This window comes from Cellulomonas sp. PhB150, assembly GCF_003755175.1.
Taxonomy (GTDB): domain Bacteria; phylum Actinomycetota; class Actinomycetes; order Actinomycetales; family Cellulomonadaceae; genus Cellulomonas.
In genome coordinates this window covers 363092-385719 of the sequence record NZ_RKHX01000002.1, presented here as the reverse complement: position 1 = coordinate 385719, position 22628 = coordinate 363092, and the positions used below count along the sequence as shown (strand labels likewise).

Here is a 22628-nt window from a genome sequence, read left to right as displayed (position 1 = left end):
CCGGCCACGCGCAGGTTCTATTCACCGTGTCGTCGACCAACGTTCGCCGAGCCACTCGAAAGGACCCCGTCGGGCCGGGCGCCGACCGGCGGCGACCCGACGGGTAGCGGTCAACCCGAGTAGGTCTGGGTCGCCGTCGGGCTCGAGTGCCACTTGCCACTCACGAGGACCCGCGCGCGGCTCGAGATCGTCACCTTGCTGAGCTTGCCGTAACCGCCCGTGAAGACGTAGCCGCTCTCATTCGGCACGTTCACCGCGCGACCGACGTTCTCGTCAGTCGTGCTGTAACAGTTGGTCCCCTTGAACGTGTACGTGTTATTCGACGGGTTCCAAACCGAACTCCGTGTCGTGAAGTACAGCGGAATTCCGCCCGTCGGGGTCGACCCCACGAATCCATACTTGTTGCCATACCCGATGACGGTCGCGTCGATGCAGATCTGCGTGATGCCATCACAGATCAGGTGGGCCGCCGCTCCGAACTTGAGGCTGGTGAGATCGATCTTCGAGTCGCCGTCGCGAGCACCGTAAGCGCTCACCGTCGCGTAGAAGTCATTGACACTGCAGGCCTTGCCGTACTGGACGTCGATCAGCCGGGTCGACGCTTCGGCAGGCGCCGCAATCGCGAGTGCGGCTGTTGCCGCCACTGCCGCGCTAACTACCCGGAACCACCTGGACCTCGTCATGTTCCACCCCTTGCATCTTGGTAGCCCGAAACACCCTCGGTCCCGGCGCACGGAGTCTTTCAGGCGGATTGCGCACGCGTGGGCCATTTCATGACATTCATCCGAATGGCCCTCATCCATTGCTCCCTGCCCCCGCCCCGACACCGTCGCCTCGGGCGGCCGCAGGGCGCCGTCCGTCTGGAATGATGTGGTCCATGACCGACCTGAACGCTGCCCCCGAGCCCGTCAACACCTCCGCAGGCACGCGGCAGGTACCGGACCGGGTCTCGCTGGACGGGGTCGAGGAGCGCTGGGACGCGGCGTGGTCCGCACAGGACCTGTACGGCTTCGACCGCACCAAGACGCGCGAGCAGGTCTACTCGATCGACACCCCGCCCCCCACGGTGAGCGGCTCGCTGCACGTCGGTCACGTCTTCTCCTACACGCACACGGACGTCGTGGCGCGCTACCGCCGCATGCGGGGCGCCGAGGTGTTCTACCCGATGGGCTGGGACGACAACGGCCTGCCCACCGAGCGCCGCGTGCAGAACTACTTCGGCGTGCGCTGCGACCCGTCGCTGCCGTACGACCCCGACTTCACGCCCCCGTTCGAGGGCGGCGACAACAAGAGCAGCAAGGCGGGCGACCAGCTGCCGATCAGCCGCCGCAACTTCGTCGAGCTGTGCGAGCGTCTGACGGTCGACGACGAGCGCCAGTTCGAGACGCTGTGGCGCCGGCTGGGCCTGTCGGTGGACTGGTCGAAGACCTACCAGACGATCTCGGCCGACGCCCGCGCCGTCGCCCAGCAGGCGTTCCTGCGCAACCTCGCCCGTGGCGAGGCGTACCAGGCCGAGGCCCCCGGCCTGTGGGACGTGACGTTCCAGACGGCTGTCGCGCAGGCCGAGCTCGAGGCCCGCGACTACCCGGGTGCGTACCACCGGGTCGCCTTCCACGGCGCCGACGGCAGCAACGTCTACATCGAGACCACCCGCCCCGAGCTGCTGCCCGCGTGCGTCGCGCTCATCGCGCACCCGGACGACGAGCGCTACCAGCACCTGTTCGGCACCACGGTCACCTCTCCCTTGTTCGGCGTCGAGGTCCCCGTGCTCGCCCACCCCGGCGCGGAGCGGGACAAGGGCGCGGGCATCGCGATGTGCTGCACCTTCGGCGACCTCACCGACGTCCAGTGGTGGCGCGAGCTGCAGCTGCCCACGCGCTCGGTGATCGGCCGCAACGGCCGGCTCCTGCCGGACACCCCGGACTGGCTGACCACCGAGGCGGGCCAGGCGCTGTACGGCGAGCTCGCCGGCAAGACGACGTTCTCGGCGCGCGAGCTCGTCGTCGCCGGCCTGCGCGAGAGCGGTGACCTGGACGGCGAGCCCGTCAAGACGCAGCGCAAGGCCAACTTCTACGAGAAGGGCGACAAGCCCCTCGAGATCGTCACGAGCCGCCAGTGGTACATCCGCAACGGCGGCCGCGACGCGGCCCTGCGCGACGAGCTGCTCGCACGCGGTGCGGAGCTCGACTTCCACCCGGAGTTCATGGCGGTCCGGTACGAGAACTGGGTCGGCGGCCTCAACGGCGACTGGCTCATCAGCCGCCAGCGCTTCTTCGGCGTGCCGTTCCCTGTCTGGTACCCGCTCGACGCGGACGGCGAGCCCGACCACTCCCGCCCGATCGTCGCGTCCGAGGACCAGCTCCCGATCGACCCGTCGTCCGACGTCCCGGCCGGCTACACGGCCGACCAGCGCGGCGTCCCGGGCGGGTTCGTCGCCGACCCCGACATCATGGACACGTGGGCGACGTCGTCGCTGACGCCGCAGATCGCCGGCGGGTGGCGCAGCGACCCCGACCTGTTCGCGCGCGTCTTCCCGATGAACCTGCGCCCCCAGGGCCAGGACATCATCCGCACCTGGCTGTTCTCCACCGTGGTCCGCTCGCACCAGGAGCACGGCTGCCTGCCGTGGTCCGACGCGGCGATCAGCGGCTGGATCCTCGACCCCGACCGCAAGAAGATGAGCAAGTCCAAGGGCAACGTCGTCACGCCCATGGACCTGCTCGTCGAGCACGGCTCGGACGCGGTGCGCTACTGGGCCGCCTCCGCACGCCTGGGCACCGACGCGGCCTTCGAGGTCGGCCAGATGAAGATCGGCCGCCGCCTCGCGATTAAGGTGCTCAACGCGAGCAAGTTCGCCCTCTCGTTCGGCACCGTCGCGCTGGACCCGGCGCTCGTCACGGTGCCGCTCGACCGCGCGATGCTCGCCGGCCTGGCCGACGTCGTCGACCGTGCGACGGCCTCGCTCGAGGCCTACGACCACACCCGCGCGCTCGAGCTGTCCGAGACGTTCTTCTGGACGTTCTGCGACGACTACCTCGAGCTGGTCAAGGACCGCGCCTACGGCGAGGGCCCCGGCGCCGACTCGGCACGGGCCGCCCTGGGCATCGCGCTCGACACGCTCCTGCGCCTGTTCGCACCCGTGCTGCCGTTCGCGACCGAGGAGGTCTGGTCCTGGTGGCGCGAGGGCTCGGTGCACCGCGCGGCCTGGCCCGTGGCCGAGCCCCTGCGCGCGGCCGCGGCGGACGCGGACGCGGCCCTCGTCGGCGCTGCGGGCTCGGCCCTCGCCGCCCTGCGCAAGGTGAAGTCCGAGGCCAAGGTCTCGATGCGGACCGAGATCCTCGCTGTCACCCTCGACGTCCCCGCCGCCGCGCGCGGGGCCGTCGAGCTCGCGCTCGACGACATCCGTGCGGCCGGTCGGGCCACGGGCACGCTCGAGCTCGCCTCGGTGGAGACCGACGCGGTCGTCGCACGCGACGCCACGCTCGGAGAGCCCGTCACGCGCGGCTGAGGCCGGCCTGCTGCCGGCCACTTGCCGGCACGAATCGTTTCACCGGTTGTCATCACCCGACCGCTGCCTGACATTTGGGTAACCGGTTTCCCGGGCGTGTCGCCTCATCGACGAGTCGTCGCGCCCCGGTGCGCACGCGTGCGTAGCCGCCGCCCCGAGACGGGGCCCCGGCCTCCGGCGACCACCCATGCATGCACAGACGAAGGTGAGAACCTCATGCAACGAGCAGCTTCAGCGCGACTACTCGCGGCCGGCTCCGTCGCGGTCCTCGCGGCCGCGTTCGGTCTCACGGCCGTGTCGGGTACCGCCCAGGCCGCGACGGGAAGTGCGACCGGCTTCGCGACCCAGAACGGCGGAACCACCGGTGGCGCGGGCGGCCAGACCGTCAAGGCCAGCACAGGCACCGCGATCCACACGGCGCTGTGCAACCGCGCCAGTGCGAGCACGCCCCTGATCATCGAGGTGACCGGCACGATCACGGTCGGCAACACCGCGAAGGTCTCGGGCAGCAGCTGCAACACGGCGGCGGGGGTGATCGAGCTGAAGCAGATCAGCAACGTCACCCTCGTGGGCGTCGGCAGTGCGGTGTTCGACCAGATCGGCATCCACATCCGCGACTCCAGCAACATCATCATCCAGAACGTCAACGTCAAGAACGTGAAGAAGTCGGGCTCGCCCACGTCCAACGGCGGGGACGCCATCGGCATGGAGTCCACCGTCCGCAACGTGTGGGTGGACCACGTGACCCTGGAGGCGTCGGGCGGCGAGGACGAGGGCTTCGACGGCCTGTTCGACATGAAGGACGACGTCAAGTACGTGACGCTGTCCTACTCGATCCTGCGCAACTCCGGCCGCGGCGGGCTCATCGGATCGAGCGAGTCCGACGTGTCGAACTCCTTCATCACGTTCCACCACAACCTGTACGACAACATCGACTCGCGCGCGCCGCTGCTGCGCGGCGGGATCGCCCACATGTACGACAACCACTACCGCGGCCTGGTCAAGTCCGGCATCAACTCGCGTGCCGGCGCCAAGGCGAAGGTGGAGAACAACTACTTCCAGAACTCCCAGGACCCGCTGGGCACGTTCTACACGGACGCGGCCGGCTACTGGCAGACCAGCGGCAACATCCTCGACAACGTCACGTGGACGGCCAAGGCCGCGGACAACAACCCCGCGGGCCCCGGCATGGCGTCGACGACCACCGTGTCGATCCCCTACACCTACGCCCTCGACGCGGCGAGCTGCGTGCCGGCCGTCGTGGCCGCGACGGCCGGCGCCAACAAGGGCCTGAAGGTCTCGGACGGGAGCTGCACCCCGCAGACGCCCAACCCGACGACGAGCAGCCCGACCACGACGCCCACCACACCGACCTCCAACCCCACGACCCCGGCGCCGAGCGGGACGAACCTCAGCCTCGGGGCGGGTGCGGACGGATCGAGCAAGGCGAGCGGCACGAGCTACGGCAACGTGATCGACGGCAACCGGACCACCTACTGGTCGCCCGCCGGGACCACCGGCACGATCTCCGTCAAGTGGCCGACCGCCACGACCGTCGCGTCGGTCGTCGTGGTCGAGGCCTCGGGCGCGACCGGCCGGCTCGGCTCGTGGAGCCTGCTCAACGGTGACACCGGCGCCGTGCTGAAGACCGGCAGCGGCGCGGGGACGATCACGTTCTCGGCGACGTCGCTGAAGAAGGTCACCCTCCAGATCAACGGCGCGAGCGGCACCCCGCAGATCGCCGAGCTGGAGACGTACGCGAGCGCCGGCACCACGCCGACGCCCACCCCGACGACGACGCCCACCACGTCGCCCACGCCGACCCCCACCCAGACCGGGGGCCCACAGCCCGGCACCGGCACGCTGTACGTCGCACCCGGCGGCAGCGCGTCCGCCCCGGGGACGCTGGCCAGCCCGACCACGCTCGCCTCGGCCATCACCAAGGTCGCCTCGGGCGGCGAGATCTTCCTGCGCGGCGGCACGTACAACCTGTCGCAGACGATCGTCATCGCCCCGGGGAACGACGGCACGGCGAGCGACCGCACGCTGCTGTCGGCCTACCCCGGTGAGACCCCGGTGCTGGACTTCTCCGCCCAGACCGAGCTGTCCACCAACCGTGGCCTGTCGCTCAACGCCGACTACTGGCGCCTGTACGGCATCGTCGTGCAGAAGGCGGGCGACAACGGGATCTCCGTGGGCGGCAGCAACAACGTGATCGAGCGTGTGGTGACGCGGAACAACCGCGACAGCGGCCTGCAGATCTCCCGCATCGCCACCGAGACCCCGAAGGCCGACTGGCCCTCGAACAACCTTGTCATCACGTCCGAGTCCCACGACAACGTCGACTCGGACGGGGAGGATGCGGACGGCTTCGCGGCCAAGCTCACCGTCGGTCCGGGCAACGTGTTCCGCAACACCGTCTCGCACAACAACATCGACGACGGCTGGGACCTGTACACCAAGACCGACACCGGAGCGATCAGCCCGGTGACGATCGAGAGCTCGCTGGCGTACGAGAACGGGACGCTGAGCAACGGCGGCCAGGCCGGCGCCGGTGACCGCAACGGCTTCAAGCTGGGCGGCGAGGACATCAAGGTCGACCACGTCGTGAAGAACAGCTACGCGGTGGACAACGGCAAGCACGGGTTCACGTTCAACAGCAACCCGGGCTCCCTGACCATCTCCGGCAACGTGAGCGTCGGCAACGGCGAGCGGAACTTCAACTTCGACGGCGGCACCTCGGTGTTCAGCGGCAACGTCTCCTGCGACAGCGGGTCCAACGACCGCATCGTCGGCACCGACAAGGGCAACAACGCGTGGTGGGCGGGCAAGAACGCTGCCGCGTGCTCCGCTTACGCCGGCGCGCTGGGCTGGTCGTTCGCGGCCGACGGCACGCTGCGGGTGACGTTCGGGGGCACCAGCCCGACGCCGACGACCACCCCGACCAGCACGCCGACCTCCACCCCGACCAGCACCCCGACCTCGACGCCCACGTCGACGCCGACCTCGACGCCGACCTCGACGCCGACCTCGACCACGGGCGCGTGCGCCGTGACCTACACGGCGTCGGACTGGGGCTCGGGCTTCACCGGGGCGATCAAGGTCACCAACACGGGCAGGACCGCCCTGACCGGGTGGCAGCTGCGCTTCTCCTTCGCGGGGAACCAGCAGGTCTCCAGCGCGTGGGGTGCGGTCCCGGCCCAGTCCGGCGCCGCGGTGACGTTGAGCAACGCGGCCTGGAACGGCGCCCTCGCCGCGGGCGCGAGCACCGACGTCGGGTTCAGCGCGAGCTACTCGGGCTCCAACGCCCGCCCGACGGCGTTCTCGCTGAACGGGGCCGCCTGCACCGTGAGCTGACGCACCGGGCCTGACGGCACGACGACGGGCGGGGACCACTCGGGCCCCGCCCGTCGTCGTGCCCGTCGTCGTGCCCGGTGCGCGCCGATAGGGTCTGCGCATGCGCGAGTTCAGCTCCCCCAGCACGGTCCGCACGGACGCGGGCGACAGCATCCCCGGTCTGCTCGCCGCGCGGCTGGCCCGCGACCCCGACGGCGTCTTCGCCGAGCGCCACGAGGCGGACGGCACGTGGACCACGGTCTCCGTCGCCGCGTTCGCGGAGCAGGTGACGGCGCTCGCGAAGGGCCTCGTCGCGCACGGCGTCGAGCCCGGCGAGCGCGTGGCGATCATGTCCCGCACCCGGTACGAGTGGACCCTGCTCGACTTCGCGATCTGGGCCGCGGGCGCGATCGGCGTGCCGGTGTACGAGACCGACTCGGCCGAGCAGGTGCGCTGGATCGCCTCGGACACGGGCACGCGGCTGGCGGTCGTCGAGACGCCGGCCCACGCGCGCACGGTCGCCCAGGTCCGCGACGACCTGCCGGGCCTGGCGCAGGTCCTCGTGATCGACGACGGCGCGCTCGACCAGCTGGTCGCCGACGGCGCGGGCGTCGACGACCAGGAGATCGCGCGCCGCAGCGCGCTGGCCGGGCTCGACGACCTCGCGACGATCATCTACACCTCGGGCACCACGGGCCGGCCCAAGGGCGTCGAGCTCACCCACGGCAACTTCGTCACGCTCGCGCTCAACGCGGTCGACGGCCTCGGCGACGTCTGCGCCGTGCCGGGTGCGCGCACGCTGCTCTTCATGCCCCTCGCGCACGTCTTCGCGCGCTTCATCCAGGTGCTGTGCGTGCCGTCGGGCGCGGTCCTGGGCCACGCACCGGACGCCCGGCACCTGCTGCCCGACCTGGCCTCGTTCCAGCCGACCTTCCTGCTCGCGGTGCCGCGCGTGTTCGAGAAGGTCTACAACTCGGCCGAGCAGTCCGCCGGCTCCGGCGTGAGGCTGCGCTTGTTCCGGTGGGCGGCGAAGGCTGCCGAGGACTACTCGCGAGCGCTCGACGAGCCCGCCGGCCCGAGCGCGGCGCTCCGCAGCCGGCACGCGCTGGCCGGACGCCTCGTGCACGCCCGGCTGCGGGCCGCGCTCGGGGGGCGCTGCGAGTGGGCCGTCTCCGGCGGCGCGCCCCTGGGCGAGCGCCTCGGCCACTTCTACCGCGGGATCGGCGTGCGCGTCCTGGAGGGCTACGGCCTCACCGAGACCACCGCGCCCACGACGGTCAACCGTCCCGGCCTGACCAAGGTCGGCACGGTCGGCCCCGCGTTCCCGGGCACCGCGCTGCGGGTCGACGACGACGGCCAGATCTGGGTCTCGGGCCCGCACGTGTTCCGCGGCTACCGTCACGACCTGGAGGCGACCGCCGAGGCACTCGTCGACGGCTGGTTCCGCACGGGCGACGTCGGCTCGCTGGACGACGACGGGTACCTGCGCATCACGGGCCGCACCAAGGAGCTGATCGTCACCGCGGGCGGCAAGAACGTCGCCCCTGCCGCGCTCGAGGACCGCCTGCGCGGCCACCCGATCGTCAGCCAGGTCGTCGTCGTCGGCGACCAGCGACCGTTCGTCGGCGCGCTCGTCACGCTCGACGCCGACATGCTCCCCGGCTGGCTGCACAACCACGGCCTGCCCGTGATGGACGCGCACGCCGCCGGCCAGGACCCCCAGGTGCTCGAGGCCCTGGACCGGGCGGTCGCGCGGACGAACGAGGCCGTCTCCCGCGCCGAGTCGATCCGCAAGATCCGCGTGCTCGACACCGACTTCACTGAGCAGAACGGCTACCTCACGCCGTCCCTGAAGGTGAAGCGGGCGCTCGTCCTCAAGGACTTCGCGGCGGAGGTCGACGCCCTGTACGTCGACACCCGCCACGGCGACTGAGCTACACCACCGTCCGCAGCCGCGCCTGGTCCCCCGACTGGGTCGGCACGGCTTCGCTGGGCGTCGAGCCGTCGGACCAGCGCAGCAGCGCGCCGACGCCGTCGACGAGGTCGACCGCGCCGTCCTCCGCGAAGGTCACGCCCGCCTCCTGACCGAGGGCGGCGCGCACCAGGGCGATGTCGGCCGTGTAGCGCGCCCCCTCCCCCTCGACGCCGATCGCCGCGAGGTCCTCCGCGCTGGTCGCGAGCTCGAGCGGGCCGGGGCCGACGAACAGCTCCCGCTCCCCCAGCGCACCGGACAGCGCGTCGACGTGGAGGACGAGCTCGGAGACCTGACCGCGCCGCAGCACCTCGACGACGTCGTCGAGCGAGGTGACCGCGTTCTCGCCCCGCCCCTGTGCGGTCGCGAACCGGTCGAGGACCTCCTGGCGGCGGGACTGGCGGAACGTCGAGACGGACTCGGCGACCTTCGCCTCGAACGCCGCGGCGTTGACGCCCTCGCCGCGACCACCGCCGGCCACCTCGACGAGCAGGCTGCGTGCCTCCTGGCCGAGCGCGTCACGCACGAACCCGACGGCACGCGTGTCGCCGGTGAGGAGCACCAGGTCGGGTGCCTTCTCGCGCACGCGGCGGTCGACCTCGGCCGCCACCGCCTCGGCGTTGCGCTGCCAGGAGTCCTCGGCGCGGGTCTGGCTGCGCCGGTCGAGGCCGCCCTCCCGGGTCTTGTGCACGTCGTCGTGACCGCCCTCGACGGAGTCGGTCTCGGACGTGCCCTCGGTGGCGGCGCCCAGCGAGCGCCACGTCAGGTCGGCGCCCGTGCGGTCGGTGACGACGAGCAGCGCCGTGACGGCCTCGTCGGCCGAGCGGATCGCGGGAAGCAGTGCGGGCAGCGGGCCGTGCACGCCCACCGACTGCGCCGGCGGCTCCGACAGGACGCGGTCGACGCGCACGCCCTCGGCGTCCGCGATGATCACGCGGCCGTGCGGGCCGCGGCCGCCCGTGGGGACGGCGATGAGCTCGCCGATCTCGTCCAGCACGGCCGCCGGGGCGCCGTCGCGCTCGAGCGAGCGCCGCAACGACCTCCACCGGTCCGCCGCCTCGGCCTCTCCGGCCACCTCCGCCCGGGTCACGTCGAGGAAGACGGTGGTGAAGGGGGACGGGCGTCCGAGCAGCGGCTTGAGCCAGTGCAGGTCCATGGGCAGCACCTCCGGGAGCGGCGATCACCGGCGACCGCGGGCACGTACCGTCCCTGTCGGCCGGCCGGAACTGACCCGTCCCACCCTCGCCCACCTGGCCGCCGCGCGCCACCCCTGATCCGGGTCCCGGCGACAGGCTGCACGCCGTGGCGATCCCGGACGTGACCTTCCGCGACTCGACGACCTGCGCGCACCGGCGCGCTCCTGCGTGCGCCTGACCGGCTGGCCCTAGGAGTCGTCTCGCGACGCCTGCGCGATCTCCTCGTGGTGACGGATGACCTCGCTGACGATGAACGCCAGGAACTTCTCCGCGAACACCGGGTCGAGGTCCGCCTGGTGCGCGAGGTCCCGCAGCCTGGCGACCTGCTCGGCCTCACGGCCGGGGTCGGACGCCGGGAGCCCCTGGGCCGCCTTGAGGTGACCGACCTGCTGGGTCGCCTTGAACCGCTCCGCGAGCAGGTGGACGAGGGCGGCATCGATGTTGTCGATGCTGCCGCGCAGGCGTGCGAGGTCGGCGGGGATCGGGGCAGGCAGGTCGCTCACGGGGCCGATCCTAGGCGCGACCGACCTGCGGTCAGGCGCTCTTCTCGCGAGGCGGTCGCTTCTCGCGCGGGACGTCCCGCGGCACGAGCGTCGGGTTGACGTTCTCGAGCACCACGCCGCGCGTGATGAGCACGCGGGCCACGTCGTCGCGGCTGGGCACCTCGAACATCACCTGCTGCAGGACCTCCTCGAGGATGGCCCGCAGGCCGCGCGCACCGGTTCCGCGCAGGAGCGCCTGGTCGGCGATCGCCGCGACGGCGCCCTCGTCGAACTCCAGCTCGACGCCGTCGATCTGGAACATCCGCTGGTACTGCTTGACCAGAGCGTTGCGCGGCTCGGTGAGGATCCGCACGAGCGCGTCCTGGTCCAGCCGGTTGACGGCCGCCACGACGGGGAGCCTGCCGATGAACTCGGGGATCAGGCCGTACTTCTGCAGGTCCTCGGGGCGGACCTCGGAGAACAGGTCGCCCTCGTCGTGCGCCTCGACCAGCGGTGCGCCGAACCCGACGACGCGCTTGCGGGCACGCGCCGCGATGATGTCGTCGAGGCCGGCGAACGCACCGGCGACGATGAACAGCACGTTGGTCGTGTCGATCTGGATGAACTCCTGGTGCGGGTGCTTGCGCCCGCCCTGGGGCGGGACCGAGGCCGTGGTGCCCTCGATGATCTTCAGCAGCGCCTGCTGCACGCCCTCGCCCGAGACGTCGCGCGTGATCGACGGGTTCTCGCTCTTGCGGGCGATCTTGTCGATCTCGTCGATGTAGATGATGCCCGACTCGGCCTTCTTGACGTCGTAGTCGGCGGCCTGGATGAGCTTGAGCAGGATGTTCTCGACGTCCTCGCCGACGTAGCCCGCCTCGGTGAGGGCCGTGGCGTCCGCGATCGCGAACGGGACGTTGAGCATGCGGGCCAGGGTCTGCGCGAGGTACGTCTTGCCCGTGCCCGTGGGGCCGACGAGCAGGATGTTCGACTTCGCGATCTCGATGTGGTCCTCAGTGGTGGTGCGGAGCCCCTCACCGGCCTGGATGCGCTTGTAGTGGTTGTACACCGCGACCGACAGGGCCCGCTTCGCGGACTCCTGGCCGATGATGTAGTTCTCGAGGAACTCGAAGATCTCCTTCGGCTTCGGCAGGTCGACCAGGCCGACCTCCGTGGCCTCGGCGAGCTCCTCCTCGATGATCTCGTTGCACAGCTCGATGCACTCGTCGCAGATGTAGACGCCCGGGCCCGCGATGAGCTTCTTGACCTGCTTCTGGGACTTGCCGCAGAACGAGCACTTGAGGAGATCGGCCCCGTCCCCGATTCGCGCCACGTCATGTCCCTTCGATCTGTGCGCCGCCCGGACGGACGGTGCGTCTGGCCCCCGGCATCGGGGGCGCCCACCCCATTGCACACCACGACGGGCGCGATGTCAGCCGTACCCCGTCGTCGGGCGCGGCGTGTCCTGCTCCAACCTGGCTGAAAACTCGAGCGTGCGGCCCGGACGCAGGTCCGGACCGCACGCTCGGAGCTAGAACGGGCTCACGCCTCGATCTGCGACGGCTCGACCGTGGTGGCCCGCACGCCCTTGCGGCTGGCGAGCACCTGGTCGACGATCCCGTACTCGTGCGCCTGCTTGGCGGTGAGGATCTTGTCGCGCTCGATGTCCTTGCGGACCTGCTCGAGGTCGCGGCCCGTGTGGTGCGCGAGCGTCTCCTCGAGCCACTCCCGCATGCGGATGAGCTCGTTGGCGTGGATCTCGATGTCGGAGGCCTGCGCGTAGCCGCCGCCCTCCATCGCGGGCTGGTGGATCAGCACGCGCGCGTTGGGCAGCGCGAGGCGCTTGCCCGGCGAGCCGGCGGCGAGCAGCACGGCCGCGGCGGACGCCGCCTGGCCGAGGCAGACCGTCATGATCTCCGGCTTGATGTACTGCATGGTGTCGTAGATGGCCGTCAGGGCGGTGAACGAGCCACCGGGCGAGTTGATGTAGATGGTGATGTCGCGCTCGGGGTCCGTGCCCTCGAGGACGAGCAGCTGCGCCATGACGTCGTCGGCCGAGGCGTCGTCCACCTGCACGCCGAGGAACACGATGCGGTCCTCGAACAGCTTGGTGTACGGGTCCTGGCGCTTGAAGCCGTAGGCGGTGCGCTCCTCGAACTGCGGGAGGACGTAGCGCGACGAGGGCGCGGCGGGGGCGAACCCGCCGAAGCCGGACGGCCCGGCGAGCCGGCCCGCGCGGGCGATGAACTGGGACTCGGTGCTCACGTGATTCTCCTCAGCGTCTGGAGTGGAAGGGGCTCAGGCCGTGCCGCCGCCGCCGGCGACGGATCCCGCCGACTCCACGACGTGGTCGATGAACCCGTACTCGAGCGCCTCCGGGGCGGTGAACCAGCGGTCGCGGTCCGAGTCGGCGGTGATCTGCTCGACGTCCTTGCCGGTCTGCTCGGCGATCAGCTCGGCCAGCACGGTCTTCATGTGCAGGATGAGCTGGGCGTTGATGCGGACGTCGGTGGCCGTGCCACCGATGCCGCCCGAGGGCTGGTGCATCATCACGCGGGCGTGCGGCGTCGCGTAGCGCTTGCCCTTGGCGCCCGAGGAGAGCAGGAACTGCCCCATCGAGGCCGCCATGCCCATCGCCACCGTGGCGACGTCGGGCTGGATGTACTGCATGGTGTCGTAGATCGCCATGCCCGCGGTGATCGATCCGCCGGGCGAGTTGATGTACAGGAAGATGTCCTTGTCAGGGTCCTCCGCCGCGAGCAGCATCATCTGCGCGCAGATCGCGTTGGCGTTCTCGTCGCGGACCTCGGAGCCGAGCCAGATGATGCGCTCGCGCAGCAGTCGGTTGTAGATGCTGTCGTTGAGGCCGAAGGCCGGGGAGTCGTTCCGGGCCATCGCCGGCACGTTCTGGTTCACGAAGGCTCCTTCGTCTGGCGGCTGCGTCGTTCTCTGTCCTGCGGTGCGTGGGGCCGACCTGGACGGTCCGCCTCTCGCGCTGCAGTGACCCTAACGCGACCACGGGGCGGTCCCAGTCCCGCTCGGGGCCGTTTTCGCTGTCGGCGCAGCACCGCGCAGGCGGACGACGAAGGGGCCCCACCGCGGTCGCGGCGAGGCCCCTTCGGGTGGTGCGTCAGGCCTTGACGTCGTCCTCGGTGTCCGAGCCGCCGGCGACCGACGAGATGTCCGTGGCGGAGTCCGTCACGCCCTCGGTCGCGGCCTGCTCGGCGGCAGCCTCGGCGGCGTCGTCCTCGTCCGTGCCGATGAACTCGGACAGGTCGACGGCCGTGCCGGCACCGTCGACGACCGCGACGCGGCGCAGCGCGATGGCGAGCGCCTTGGAGCGCGCGACCTCGGCGACCATGGCCGGGATCTGGCCGTTCTGGTCCAGGCTCTGGATGAACGTGTTCGGGTCGACGCCGTACTGGCGCGACGCGCTCACGAGGTAGTCGACGAGCTCGCCCTGCGAGACCTTGACCTCGAGCGTCTCGGCGAGCGTGTCGAGCAGGATCTGGTTGCGCAGCGCGGTGGTGGCCTGCTCGCCGACCTCGGCGCGGTGCTCGTCGTCCTCGAGACGACCCTCGCCCTCGAGGTGACGGTGCACCTCGGCCTCGACGACACCGACCGGGACGGGGATCTCGGTGGCCGCGAGGAGCTGCTCCAGGAGCAGGTCGCGGGCCTGGACCGCCTGGTTGGACGCCTTGATCTTCGACGCCTGCTCGCGCAGGTCGGCCGTCAGCTCGTCCAGCGTGTCGAACTCCGAGGCGAGCTGCGCGAACTCGTCGTCGGCGTCGGGCAGCTGGCGCTCCTTGACCGTGGTCGCGGTGACCGTGACCTGCGCGTCCTCGCCCTCGTGCTCGCCGCCGGCGAGCTTCGTGACGAACGTGGTGGTCTCGCCGCTCGACAGGCTGGTCAGCGCCTCGTCCAGGCCCTCGAGCATGTTGCCCGAACCGATCTGGTAGCTGACGCCGGAGACGTTGTCGACCTCCTCGTCGCCGATCGTGGCGACGAGGTCGATGACGACGAAGTCGCCCTCGGCGGCGGGGCGGTCGACGCCGACGAGCGAGCCGAAGCGCTCGCGCAGCGCGTCCAGGCGGCCGTCGACGTCCTCGTCGGAGACCTCGAGGTCGTCGACCGTGACGGACAGGCCGTCCAGCTCGGGGACCGTGATCTCCGGGCGGACCTCGACCTCGGCCGAGAAGTGCAGCTCGCCCTCGTCGCCGGCGACGAGGCCGGGGACCTTGGTGACCTCGACCTCGGGCTGGCCGAGCGGGCGCAGCTTGTTGTCACGCACGGCCTCGGCGTAGAAGCCGGACAGGCCCTCGTTGACGGCGTGCTCGATGACCGCGGGGCGGCCGATGCGCTGGTCGATGATGCGCGGCGGGACCTTGCCCTTGCGGAAGCCGGGGATGTTCACGTCCTGCGCGATGTGCTCGTAGGCGTGCGCGATGCTCGGCTTGAGCTCGTCGTAGGTCACCTCGACGGTCAGCTTGACCTTGGTGGGCTCCAGGGTCTCGACGGCGCTCTTCACTTCGATGGTCTCCAACTGATCGGGGGCCTGCACCGGCGAGTCCGGCGGCTGGCACGATGAGCCGCGCAGCCGACATCATCGGCGCGCAAGCGACCCTCGATGGTACGCCACGGGCCCCGGCCCCCACCAAACCGGGCAACCAGCCTGTGTTGCTACTCACGGGTAACTTACGGTTCCGTAGGTTACGGTGGCGTCATGTCGGACCTCTCCCGCCCGTGGCACGCGTCCTACGGCCCGGGCGTGCCCGCGGCCGTCGAGATCCCCGACGAGGCCGTGCCGGCCTCGCTCGCACGCGCCGCGGCCGCGTGGCCGGACCGGGTGGCCGTGGACTTCCTGGGCGCGACGACGACGTACGCCGATCTGGCCGACGAGGTGGCACGCGCCGCCCAGTCGCTCGTCGACCTCGGCGTCGGGCCCGGCGACCGCGTCGCGATCGCGCTGCCGAACTGCGCGGCCCACGTCGTCGCGTTCCACGCCGCGCTGCGCATCGGCGCGGTCGTCGTCGAGCACAACCCCACCTACACGGCCCGCGAGCTCGCCCACCAGCTCGCCGACAGCGGGGCCGTCGTCGCGGTCGTCTGGGAGAAGGCCGTCGAGGCCGTCCTGTCGGTCCGGGCCGAGACCGCCGTGCGCACCGTCGTCGCCGTCGACCTGTCGGCCGACCTCCCGCGCCGCTCGCGGCTCGCGCTGCGGCTGCCGGTCCCCGCGGCCCGTCGCACGCGCGACGCCCTGCGGGGTCCCGTGCCGTCCGGCACGCCGTCGTGGCACCGCCTCGTCGCGCGCACAGCCCCGCTGGCCGCCACGCACCCGCTGCCGGACGCGTCCGACCTCGCGCTGATCCAGTACACGGGCGGCACCACAGGCACGCCCAAGGGCGCGATGATCACGCACGCCAACCTCGTCGCCAACGCCGTGCAGGGCCAGGCGTGGACCGGGGCCGAGGAGGGCACCGAGACGATCTACGGCGTCCTGCCGTTCTTCCACGCCTTCGGCCTCACGCTGTGCCTCACGTACGCGAGCCGCATCGGCGCGACGCTCGTCGTCTTCCCCAAGTTCGACCCCGCGCAGGTCCTCGCCGCGCAGCGTCGTCGGCCCGGCACCTTCCTTCCTGCCGTCCCGCCGATGCTCGACCGCCTGGCCGCCGCCGCGGAGGCGGCCGGCACCGACCTCACGTCCTTCCGCTACGCGATCAGCGGGGCGATGCCGCTGCCGCGCGCGACCGCGGAGCGCTGGGAGCGCCTCACGGACGGGTACGTCGTCGAGGGCTACGGCCTGACCGAGACCTCGCCGGTCGCGCTCGGCAGCCCGCTGTCCCCCGCCCGCCGGCCCGGCGCGCTGGGTCTGCCGTTCCCGAGCACCGACATCCGCATCGTCGACCCGGAGGACACGACGCGTGAGGTCGACGAGGGCGAGCTGCTGATCCACGGCCGGCAGGTCTTCGCCGGCTACTGGAACCGACCCGACGAGACCGCCGAGCAGCTGCTGCCCGGAGGCTGGCTCCGCACCGGCGACATCGTGCGGATGGACGACGACGGCATGGTCGTCCTGGTCGATCGCATCAAGGAGATGATCGTCACCGGCGGGTTCAAGGTGTACCCGTCCCAGGTCGAGGACCAACTGCGCGAGATGCCGGGTGTGGCGGACGTCGCCGTGATCGGGGTCCCGGCCGGCGACCTCGGCGAGCACGTGGTCGCCGCGGTGACGCTGTCCCCCGGCGCGTCGGTCGACCTCGCGGCCGTGCGCGCCTGGCTCGCCCCGCGGGTGGCGAAGTACGCCGTGCCCCGCGACCTCGTGGTGCTCGACGAGCTGCCCCGCTCGCTCATCGGCAAGGTCTTGCGGCGCGTCGTGCGCGACGACTACCTGCTCGCGACGACCTCCTGACGTCAGTCGGGATGGCGGGATTCGAACCCACGACCTTCCGCTCCCAAAGCGGACGCGCTACCAACCTGCGCCACATCCCGTGCACACCGGCATCCGGGCGCGAGCCCGGCCGGTGCACGATCCGCCCCCGCGCACCCGGTACCCTGGGTGGCGCGGTCCTGGGCAGTACAGCGCCAGGACCTGTGCGGACGTAGCTCAATGGTAGAGCCCCAGTCTTCCAAACTGGCTACGCGGGTTCGATTCCCGTCGTCCGCTCGGAACGGTTCTCACGGCCGGCGACCGGCGCGTGGTTGCCGATGCCATGTCACGGCAGGGGCCTGAGAACTCGCGAGGTGTACGTGCACGTCCCGCTCCACCGGTCCGCCGCCCTCGTCGCGGTCGCCGGGATGCTCACCCTCGGCCTGACCTCCTCCGCATCGGCCGAGCCGCGCAGCGACTTCGCCACCGACTGCGCCGACCCGACCGTCACGCTCGACGCCTCGTCGTCCGCGTCCGCAGAGCTGCACGCCGGCGACGTCGCGCTGCTGGCCGCCGGCACGTTCAGCGGCGGCCTCAACGCGTTCGACGCGGGCGCCGTGGTCTGCGTCGCGGACGGTGCGACGTTCGCGCCGTCGTACATCAACAACGCCGCCGGCCACGTGCTCAGCGAGGGCACGGTCAACCTCCCGAGCCTGAGCACGAGCACCGGCTTCGTGCTCGACAGCTCAGGCCGCGTCACGATCGCGTCGGGGCTCAACACCAACGGCGCCGCCGTCCTGGTCAACCGCGCGGGCGGCATCTGGGCGGTCTCCTCGGACATGACGCTGTCCGCCGGCACGTCGTTCACCAACGAGGGGACGGCGAACTTCGCGCGGCTCGAGCTCAACGCGGACACGTCGGTCGACAACTCCGGCGTGATGCGCGTCGCGAACGCCTTCGTCACGGACGGGGACGTCCGGAACTCCGGCGTCCTGGTCACGACGGGCGCGGTGGAGATCAACGCGAACGCGTCCGTCACCAACGCGTGCGTCCTGCGGGCCGAGTCGACGCTGATCAACGACGGGAGCACGCTCAACACGGGCTCGCTGGTGGTCGTCGGGGGCGTCACCAACAACGCGTCGTGGTCGCAGACGACCCCGGGCATCACCACGGGCGCGAGCCTGCGCAACGACGGCGACTTCACGGGCTACGGGCAGTACCGCTTCACGGGCGACACCACGAACCAGGGCAGCTTCGCGGGAGACTCCGCGGCCGAGCCCATCGTGGTCGACGACACCACGCCGACCGGCCCGATCTTCGACGCGGGCGCCGGCAGCGTCGTCAACGTCGTCGCCGGCACGGTCGAGCCGCCCGCGGCCGGCTACGCGCCCGCGTCGTGCGCCACGCCGCCGGTGCCGACCGAGCGGTCCGCGGACCTCACGGTGTCGAAGTCCGGGCCGGCGTTCGTCCTCGCCGGGGCGCCCGTGACCTACACGATCACGGTGACGAACGCCGGGCCCGACGAGGCGACGGCCGTCGTCGTGAGCGACGCGTACCCGGTGGCGCTGCTCGACCCGGTGGCGTCGGCTCCTGGCGTCGTCGGACCTGCTGAGGTGACGTGGGCGCTCGGGACGCTCGGCGTCGACGAGACCCGGACGCTCACCCTGACCGGCACCGCGCCGGCGAGCGGCGTCCTGACCGACACCGCGTCGGGGACGTCGGCGACGGACGACCCCGAGCCGTCGGACAACAACGGGACCTCCCCCGCCGCCACCGTCCGCACCATCGTGGTTCCGGCACTGCCGACCAACTCCCCGCCCGTCGCGCCGGACGTCACCGTGACGACACCGGTCAACATCCCGGTCAACGGCGCGGTCGTCGCGACCGACGCCGACACCAACCAGCAGCTCACGTACACCCTCACGGGCAGCGCCGAGCACGGGCGCGCGGTCCTCCGGCCCGACGGGACGGCGGTCTACCTGCCGGCGCGCGGCTTCACGGGCACCGAGACGCTGACCTACGAGGTCTGCGACAACGGCATCCCCCGCCTGTGCGACACCGGCACGATCACGATCCACGTCCTGCCCCTGGCCCGCGACGACGCCGCGACGACGACGCCGGGCACGGCCGTCGCGATCCCCGTGCTCGACAACGACCGGGGCGACGTCGACGCGCCCGTGGTCACGGACCAGCCGGACCACGGCACGGTCGCCGTCGGCGCGGACGGGCAGGTGACGTACACGCCCGACGCCGGCTTCACGGGCGTGGACACCTTCGACTACGAGATCTGCTCGCCGCAGGACCCCGACGTCTGCGCCGAGGCCACCGTGACAGTGACCGTGGCGCCGCCCAGCAACCTCCCGCCGGTGGCGGACGACGACGCGGTGACGACCACCGAGGGCACCGCGGTGCCGGGCACGGTCGAGACCTCGGACCCCGACGCCGGCCAGACGCTCACGGTCTCGCTCGTCGGCGAGCCCGACCACGGCACGGCGACCGTGCGGGCGGACGGCACGTACACCTACGTGCCCGACGCCGGCTTCGTGGGTCGGGACACGTTCACGGTCATCGTGTGCGACGACGGCACGCCGGTCCTGTGCGACGACGCGACGGTGACCGTCACGGTGCGGCCGGCCGTCGTCCCGCCGACGCCCACACCGACACCGACACCGACGCCCACCCCGACCCCGACGCCCACCCCCACGGCGACCCCGACGGCGACGCCCACCCCGTCACCTGCTCCCGACGACCTGGCGCGGACCGGTGCGTCGGTCTGGCCGGTCGGTGCGCTCGCGACGGCCCTGCTGCTCCTCGGCGCGGCGCTGGCGACGCGCGCACGCCGCCACGGACGCTCCTGACGACACCCCTCTGACGCGGCGCGTGTCGGCGGGCTCTCCTAGGCTCGCCGGCATGCACCAGCTCAGCCGTGCCGACGCGCGTCGCGTGGCGATCCGTGCGCAGCGGCTCACGGCCGAGCGGCCCACGGATCTGCTCGACGCGGTCCGCGGCGTCGGCCTGGTGCAGCTCGAGCCGACGAGCGCGGTCGCGCCGAGCGCCGACCTGGTGCTGTTCAGCCGCCTCGGCCCGGGCTACGACCCGCGGGACCTGCGCGACGCGATGGACGAGCTGCGGCTCGTCGAGTTCCGCGGCATGGTGCGCGTGGCCGAGGACATCAACCTCCTGCGTCCGGAGATGGCCGCATGGCCCGGCGAGGGTGAGTGGCAGGCGAGCCTCGCGCAGTGGGTCCAGGACAACCGGGCGTGCCGGCTCGACATCCTCGACCGGCTGCGCCGCGACGGGCCGCTGCCGACGAGCGAGCTGCCCGACACCTGCGCACGGCCGTGGAGGTCGAGCGGCTGGAACGACAACCGCAACGTGCGCATGATGCTCGACCTGCTGGTCCAGCGGGGCGAGGTCGCGGCCGCCGGTGGCCGCGGGCGGGACCGGCTGTGGGACCTGGCCGAGCGCATCTACCCGGACGACGAGGACCCGCTCCCTGCCGACGAGGCACGGGCCCGCCGCGACGCGCGTCGCCTGAGCGCCCTCGGGATCGCCCGCGCGCGCGGCCCGGCGACCCCCGGGGAGCCCCTCGACGTGAACGAGGCCGGCGAGCCCGCCGTGATCGAGGGCGTGCGCGGCCAGTGGCGCGTCGACCCGAGCCTGCTCGGCCAGCCGTTCCGCGGCCGCGCGGCCCTGCTGTCCCCCTTCGACCGGCTGCTGAGCGACCGCAAGCGGATGGGCGACCTGTTCGAGTACGAGTACGTCCTCGAGATGTACAAGCCCGAGGCGCAGCGGCGCTGGGGCTACTACGCGCTGCCGATCCTGTACGGCGACCGGCTGGTCGGGAAGCTCGACGCGCGCGCCGACACCACGGCGGGCGTGCTGCGCGTGCACGCCGTGCACGAGGACGACCCGTTCAGCGCCACCGTGGCCAAGGCGGTGCACCGCGAGATCGTGGACCTGGCCGCGTGGCTCGAGCTCGAGCTGGTTCTCCCCCGGTGACAGTGTCGATCGCCCGGTCGCGGCGCGTCATGGGATCAGCGGGGCACGAGCGCCCTGCACCGACGAGAGGGGCATGACATGACGACCGCGACCTACGTGGTGCTGCTGCACGGCGACGAGAGCGAGTGGGCGGCGCGCGACGAGACGTCGATGGCGGCGCTGGACGAGAGCCACCGGACCTTCGCGGCGCGCTGCAGGGACCGCGGCCACGAGATCGTCGCCGGCGAGGAGCTGGCGATCGCGAGCACGGCGCGGATCGTCCGACGTGGCGTCGGGCGACCCGCCGAGATCACGGACGGGCCCTTCACCGAGGCGGTCGAGCAGCTCGGCGGGTTCTACGTCGTGCGGACCGCGGACCTGGACGGCCTCGTCGCACTCGTCGCGGAGACCCTCACCGAGACCGCCGAGATCCGCCCGACGATCGACCACTCGGGCGACTAGAGACCCCCGCGCACCGACGTCGTCGGCACCCAGCCCGTGTAGCCCGCGACGCGCACGTGGCTCCACTTGCCGGACTTTCCCAGCAGCGTGAGCTGCCGACCGGCGGAGACCGTCGCGACCCGCGCCGAGGCGCTCGTCGCCCGGGCGCGCACGGTGGCCTTCTTCGCGAGCGAGTAGGTCTTGTACTGGCTGATGTAGTCACTCGAGACCCAGCCGGAGATCTTCTTGCCCGACGCCGTGGTGACGGTGACCGGGATGAACCGGTTGACCTTCACGCCCGGCTTGTTCGCCAGCGTCGTGTTCGCGCGGACGGTCGTGAGGATCTTGTCCGAGGTCGACGGGCCGGTGCGCAGGCGCAGGCCGTACGTCGGGTAGTACGTGCACCTCGTCGGCGCGGCCGCGGCGCGGTACGCCTTGGCCAGGGAGATCACCGGCAGGTGCTGCGCGGCCAGCCACTTCGCCGGGTCGACCGCCGTGCCCCAGCCGTAGAACGCGTTCTTCCACACCTCGAGGTGCAGGTGCGGGCCGGTGGCCGGACCCGACGAGCCGACGTCCGCGATGTGCTGGCCCACCGACACCTTCTGGCCGAGCTTCACGTACTTGCCCGGGTTCCACATGTGCACGTAGCCGATGTACGTGACCTGGCCGTCGATGACGCTGCGGACCGAGACGTACCCGGCGGCGCCGTTGCGCGGCGGGACGACCGAGGAGACCGTGCCCGAGGCGACCGCGTAGATCGGGGTGCCGTCGGCGACGGCCTGGTCGAGGCCGTAGTGGAAGGTCGAGCCGCCGCGGACCGGGATGCAGCGCGCGCCGTAGGCCGACGTGATCGTGTACGACTTGGCGACCAGCGGCAGGACGACCGTCGTGCCGCCGGCGGTCTTCGCCTGGGTCAGCTTCTTGGGGATGGCCGGGGGCTTGGGCGTCGCGGTCGGCTTGGGCGTGGGCTTCGGGGTCGCCGTCGGCTTGGGCGTCGCGGTGGCCGTCGGCTTGGGCGACGCGGTGGCCGTCGGCTTGGGCGTCGCGGTGGCCGTCGGCTTGGGCGTCGCGGTGGCCGTCGGCTTGGGCGTGGCGGTCGCCGTCGGCTTGGGCGTGGCGGTGGCCGTCGGCTTGGGCGTGGCCGTCGCGGTGGGCTTCGCGGTCGACGTCGGGCTCGGCGTGCTCGTCGCGGCCTGCGCGGGCGACAGCAGCAGGCTCGCGAGCAGGACGCCGGCGCCGGTGGCCGCTCCGATCCGCAGGACTGCTCGGGTTGCGGGGCGGGGGCTCATGGCATCACTCCAAGATCGACGAACGGTGCTGGCACCGGCATCGCTCGTCCGGGTCC

15 protein-coding genes and 2 tRNA genes are annotated in these 22628 nt (G+C 71.8%); 8 read left to right on the top strand and 9 right to left on the bottom strand.

Annotation, left to right across the window (positions count from 1 at the left end):
* Positions 1-110: 110 nt before the first annotated feature.
* Positions 111-644 (bottom strand): hypothetical protein, encoded by a 534-nt coding sequence (locus EDF34_RS09180; RefSeq protein WP_123371053.1) that lies wholly within the window; start codon positions 642-644, stop codon positions 111-113.
* A gap of 233 nt (positions 645-877) precedes the next feature.
* Between EDF34_RS09180 and valS the strand changes: the two genes are divergently transcribed.
* The 3 genes from valS to EDF34_RS09165 all read left to right on the top strand — a co-directional run bounded on the left by valS (position 878) and on the right by EDF34_RS09165 (position 8777).
* Complete coding sequence (valS, locus tag EDF34_RS09175; protein ID WP_123371052.1) at positions 878-3508, top strand: valine--tRNA ligase; 2631 nt, start codon at positions 878-880, stop codon at positions 3506-3508.
* A 216-nt stretch (positions 3509-3724) separates the two neighbouring features.
* Entirely contained in the window at positions 3725-6865 is a 3141-nt protein-coding gene (locus EDF34_RS09170) for a cellulose binding domain-containing protein (protein ID WP_123371051.1), read from the top strand.
* Between the two features lie 100 nt (positions 6866-6965).
* On the top strand, positions 6966-8777 hold the full coding sequence (locus tag EDF34_RS09165) for a long-chain fatty acid--CoA ligase (protein ID WP_123371050.1): 1812 nt from the start codon (positions 6966-6968) through the stop codon (positions 8775-8777).
* A gap of 1 nt (position 8778) precedes the next feature.
* Here the strand turns inward: EDF34_RS09165 and EDF34_RS09160 are convergent, their stop codons facing one another.
* The 6 genes from EDF34_RS09160 to tig all read right to left on the bottom strand — a co-directional run bounded on the left by EDF34_RS09160 (position 8779) and on the right by tig (position 15022).
* Positions 8779-9972, bottom strand: coding sequence for a hypothetical protein (locus EDF34_RS09160; RefSeq protein WP_123371049.1), 1194 nt, complete (start codon positions 9970-9972; stop codon positions 8779-8781).
* A 228-nt stretch (positions 9973-10200) separates the two neighbouring features.
* Positions 10201-10515 (bottom strand): chorismate mutase, encoded by a 315-nt coding sequence (locus EDF34_RS09155; protein WP_118767765.1) that lies wholly within the window; start codon positions 10513-10515, stop codon positions 10201-10203.
* Positions 10516-10546: 31 nt separating this feature from the next.
* The gene (gene clpX, locus EDF34_RS09150) at positions 10547-11827 is read right to left on the bottom strand and encodes an ATP-dependent Clp protease ATP-binding subunit ClpX (protein ID WP_123371048.1); all 1281 of its coding nucleotides are present in this window, start codon (positions 11825-11827) and stop codon (positions 10547-10549) included.
* 209 nt (positions 11828-12036) lie between these two features.
* Positions 12037-12759, bottom strand: a complete 723-nt coding sequence (locus EDF34_RS09145) for an ATP-dependent Clp protease proteolytic subunit (RefSeq protein WP_123371047.1) — start codon at positions 12757-12759, stop codon at positions 12037-12039.
* 33 nt (positions 12760-12792) lie between these two features.
* Positions 12793-13389, bottom strand: coding sequence for an ATP-dependent Clp protease proteolytic subunit (locus EDF34_RS09140; RefSeq protein WP_123371297.1), 597 nt, complete (start codon positions 13387-13389; stop codon positions 12793-12795).
* 235 nt (positions 13390-13624) lie between these two features.
* A complete protein-coding gene (gene tig, locus EDF34_RS09135; protein WP_123371046.1) occupies positions 13625-15022 on the bottom strand; it encodes a trigger factor in 1398 nt (465 codons plus the stop codon).
* A gap of 195 nt (positions 15023-15217) precedes the next feature.
* Between tig and EDF34_RS09130 the strand changes: the two genes are divergently transcribed.
* Positions 15218-16903, top strand: a complete 1686-nt coding sequence (locus tag EDF34_RS09130; protein WP_123371045.1) for an AMP-binding protein — start codon at positions 15218-15220, stop codon at positions 16901-16903.
* A gap of 6 nt (positions 16904-16909) precedes the next feature.
* On the opposite strand, the gene EDF34_RS09125 is transcribed toward EDF34_RS09130, so the two are convergent.
* A tRNA-Pro gene (locus tag EDF34_RS09125) sits at positions 16910-16983 on the bottom strand.
* Between the two features lie 104 nt (positions 16984-17087).
* Between EDF34_RS09125 and EDF34_RS09120 the strand changes: the two genes are divergently transcribed.
* From EDF34_RS09120 to EDF34_RS09105, 4 genes are all read left to right on the top strand, one after another.
* Positions 17088-17158, top strand: a tRNA-Gly gene (locus tag EDF34_RS09120).
* Positions 17159-17241: 83 nt separating this feature from the next.
* Positions 17242-19719: an Ig-like domain-containing protein gene (locus EDF34_RS09115; protein WP_158615071.1), complete on the top strand. Its 2478-nt coding sequence runs from the start codon at positions 17242-17244 to the stop codon at positions 19717-19719.
* Positions 19720-19771: 52 nt separating this feature from the next.
* Positions 19772-20863, top strand: a complete 1092-nt coding sequence (locus tag EDF34_RS09110; protein ID WP_123371295.1) for a DNA glycosylase AlkZ-like family protein — start codon at positions 19772-19774, stop codon at positions 20861-20863.
* A gap of 78 nt (positions 20864-20941) precedes the next feature.
* Positions 20942-21304 carry a YciI family protein gene (locus EDF34_RS09105; protein WP_123371043.1) on the top strand — a complete coding sequence of 121 codons (363 nt, stop codon included), beginning with the start codon at positions 20942-20944 and terminating at the stop codon, positions 21302-21304.
* On the opposite strand, the gene EDF34_RS09100 is transcribed toward EDF34_RS09105, so the two are convergent.
* Positions 21301-22572, bottom strand: coding sequence for a peptidoglycan DD-metalloendopeptidase family protein (locus EDF34_RS09100; protein WP_123371042.1), 1272 nt, complete (start codon positions 22570-22572; stop codon positions 21301-21303). The two genes, EDF34_RS09105 and EDF34_RS09100, sit on opposite strands and share 4 nt — an antisense overlap.
* Between the last annotated feature and the right edge of the window lie 56 nt (positions 22573-22628).